At 56.2% G+C, this 3,168-nt stretch carries 4 protein-coding genes; all 4 read right to left on the bottom strand.

Annotated elements, in window-relative coordinates; translation table 11 throughout:
- Positions 1-172 precede the first annotated feature (172 nt).
- Positions 173-388 (bottom strand): hypothetical protein, encoded by a 216-nt coding sequence (locus AACS18_RS15970; protein ID WP_108612685.1) that lies wholly within the window; start codon positions 386-388, stop codon positions 173-175.
- Between the two features lie 11 nt (positions 389-399).
- Positions 400-591, bottom strand: a complete 192-nt coding sequence (locus tag AACS18_RS15965) for a hypothetical protein (protein WP_108612684.1) — start codon at positions 589-591, stop codon at positions 400-402.
- A 123-nt stretch (positions 592-714) separates the two neighbouring features.
- Positions 715-1,773, bottom strand: coding sequence for a RecT family recombinase (locus AACS18_RS15960; RefSeq protein ID WP_108612683.1), 1,059 nt, complete (start codon positions 1,771-1,773; stop codon positions 715-717).
- A gap of 11 nt (positions 1,774-1,784) precedes the next feature.
- On the bottom strand, positions 1,785-3,168 hold a 1,384-nt coding region (locus AACS18_RS15955; protein WP_108612682.1), incomplete at its 5' end, for a PD-(D/E)XK nuclease-like domain-containing protein.

Raw genomic sequence — 3,168 nt, 5'->3', positions numbered from 1 at the left:
GTTACCCGTAAAATCTGCCAGAGTGTGATAGCCCCTAAAAAATATATAAGAACTGCGCTGGCAATACGTGTAGCAAGGTTTGGATTGATAATGTTGACATACATACTGAAGGAGCCCCCTATAACCAGTAATGCCAGGATCATGAGTTGAGATATTTGGTAACTGTTCATGGTTATTTCACATCCCTCATGCTGATCTGGATCCCGACATAGGGGCACTGGGTTCGGTACACATACCGGCTGTTCTCCTTCTCGATGCTTTTACAGCGAAATGCTGGACGCGGATCGACGCGAGTGACCGATGAGCCCGCTGGCTGGCGGGCTTTCAGTTGGTCTATCTGGTAGAGTGCTCGCTCAAGAGCCAGCAGTTTGTTGGGGTCTGTATGCATTGCCTGGCTCCTCATGGTCGTGGCTTGAGAGGCGTTGGTTTTACCTGCAGCTCATGGAGCTTCTTGGCCGCGGCTTCGGCCTGTTGCAGATCGCTGATGGTTCCACCGGGCAGGACGAACTTACCGGGGAGCCTGGGGTGAGGCATGACTACGCCCAGCCCCATGACTACTGCACCGCAGTAGGGGCTTTCGAATGTCTTCATGTATAACCTCTGACTTATCCACCGTTTCTGTGGGACCAGCAGTGGATGGTTTGGGGGTATCAGGCTGTAGCCCTTAGCGGCTCTACTGTAGAGCCAGGCTGAACCCGACTTTCGATATCGGGGTTAGGCAGCTCGTTTCTTATCGAGGCCCAGGCGGGCGAGGTTTTTGCGGTAGATCTCATTGGCTTGGGACTTCTGCTCTTCGTTGAGCTTCTCGCCAAGCAGAGATATCTCGTCCAAGGCCGCCCGCAGTTCTTTGGCCGACTCGGAGATATCGAGTTTGAACAGGGCTTCCGCCAGTTGATCGGCGATCTCCGGGTCAACCACTGCTGTTTCCGGAAGGGGTTCCACGTGTTCTTCTGTAGAGATTATCTGTTCCACTTCTCCTTCGATAACACTGCCGGCTTTGGCTTGCTCCTGCTGCTTGGCGCGCATGGCAGCTGCTCTTTCTGCCAGCTTGTCGGTTGCCGACTTATTGCCATCGTCAGGGCCTTGAGGCGTGAAGTCCGGGTTGATTTCACGCTCCTCCAGCTCGTCAACCGAGTAGACGCCCATGATGACGTCCGGGGTATGGAGGCGAGCCCAGCGTTTCACTCCCAGATAAGCCAATTGCTGCTTCGGGTCATCTGCCCAGAGTGTTGAGTTACGGGTTCTTGCCTGCTGCAGGAGTAACTCGAGCGTGCGAACCTCACCGGTAGTGAGGGTTGCACGGATTATCACGCCACAGCCTTTCTCGTCGGCAAAGGTCCAGTCTGGTGAACGGTACGTTGCGCCTTTTTTCGCCGGGTCTTTGCTCGGGATCTCTTTGAACTTACCGAGAACCTGCTCCCACGGTCCAAAAAACTCATAGTCAAAGCGTCCCTTGATCACCCCTGAGTTGACGACAACGGCGTTGACGAGCTGCGCTTCATATCCCAGGGTACCTCCCACAAGGTGGGTCTTTTGGGCAACGGGGAAAGGGTTCATGCCCCACTGCAGCGCTTGCAGGCAGATGGCAAAGCAGTCCGCATGGTTACCCTGCAGGTGTTGGGGAATGGTCGCTTTGCCGCTAGCCATCAGTGCCGCCAACTTGTCGACACTTGCCATGAAGTCGGCATTCATCATGAGGTTCAGTATGTTGGCCTGGCCCCGTTCGTTGGCCAGCACCGGAGAGGTGGTCTGAGTCGATACAGTGGTTTGCATATCGAGGTTCCTTAAAAGAGGTTTGCGGGAAGCTCTTCAGCCGGTTCCTGGGCTTCAACCAGAGTGGGGATGAAGGGCTCTTCAAGGTCGATGCGTTGGCGCTCTGCCGCGGCTTGATACGGCGGTACCGCGATTTCCCCCATGCCATCGTGGCCCGGGTAGTAGTCGCGTTCTCGCCAGGTGATGATGTTGCACAGGGCCATGTCTCGCAGTTCGAGGCCACGGCGCCGGTCCTCTTGGCCGTAGTAGTAGACGCCGACCATGATGGGCTTGTAGACGTCCTGGCCCAGTGGTCCATCTTTCTCAACCGCGATGAAGACGAGGTTTGCCGGATGACCGGTTACCGCTTCATACCCGTCGGTGTAGTGGCCATCCTGTATGTGGTAGTTGTGGGCTGAAGCATCGCGAGCAAATCCAGCGGCGCTGGCGCTGCGGACGAATTTCAGGTCAACCAACACATGGTCTGGCCGCTTCCAGTCGGGCCGGCACTTCAGCAGTTCCCCCGTCTCTGGGTGGTGCCAGTAGATGCTGGTCTCCGCCTCACCTTCATCGAGCAATACCGCGGCTTCAGGGTGATTCAGCACCGCTTCACGGTATCGCAGGGCATGGATGTACTCGTTGTGAGTGACGATCGTCCGTTCACCGGCCGCTTCACGGAACTGCTCCTTCAGCTCATCCAGGAATTTGGCTGCCGGGTTAAAACTGCGGATCCGCTCTGCCATTTCTGCCTTGGTACCGCTCAAGGGGAGAGGGTCTGGCAGGGTGCTAATATGCTTGGCTCGCTCCAGCTCTTTGGGGCCAATCTGGGCGTAGCTTTCCAGCACAGCCTGGTAACTACCTTTGGTCTTGAGTGGCTTAGGCAAGCTGTCGTTATAGGCCCTGACACATGTTCTCAGGGCAGTCGCGGTTCGCTTGTCATCTTCCCCGAGAGTTTGGAACTCATCGGACAGTTGGCAGTAAGCCACTTCTGCATCCGCAAGGCTCGTTCCCAGCTCAACAGGGGGGCTTAGCTGCCGGTTGTATGCCTCGATAGCATCGACCAGCTCTTGTTGGTCCGGGCGCTTCTCAAGGGATGCGTTGTAGGCTTCTATGGCGGCTTTCATCTGCTCGGCGCCAGCGTAGGCGTCCTCTGGCCACTGCGGCTCGATGGCGTACTCGCTTTCAAAGTCAGCAAACTCAAGTACGATCTTGTGCAGGATTTTCCCTTCCCGAAACGGGATGGTCTCTTTCTGGGGATTGCCGTCGATCTTGTAGTAGCGGTAGTGCTGGCCGGAGAGTAACGCCAGGTCTAAGGCACTTTTGGAGATCCCCGTCCCAGCATGGTAAGCCTCGCTGGGGATGCCTCTATAAATGCCCGGTTCAGTTGGGTCGAACGCTGCGATAACCCCTTCAGCA

Source organism: Aeromonas sp. HMWF015 (genome assembly GCF_963878965.1).
In the GTDB taxonomy this organism is placed as follows: Bacteria; Pseudomonadota; Gammaproteobacteria; order Enterobacterales; family Aeromonadaceae; genus Aeromonas; species Aeromonas veronii.
Note: the sequence above shows the minus strand (reverse complement) of the source record. Positions and strands in the feature narration are given on the sequence as shown.

What these genes read in the sequence shown, in the direction of transcription:
- AACS18_RS15960 (WP_108612683.1), bottom strand. Translation starts at nt 1,773, where the DNA reads ATGCAAACCACTGTATCGACTCAGACCACCTCTCCGGTGCTGGCCAAC.
- AACS18_RS15965 (WP_108612684.1), bottom strand. Translation starts at nt 591, where the DNA reads ATGAAGACATTCGAAAGCCCCTACTGCGGTGCAGTAGTCATGGGGCTG.
- AACS18_RS15970 (WP_108612685.1), bottom strand. Translation starts at nt 388, where the DNA reads ATGCATACAGACCCCAACAAACTGCTGGCTCTTGAGCGAGCACTCTAC.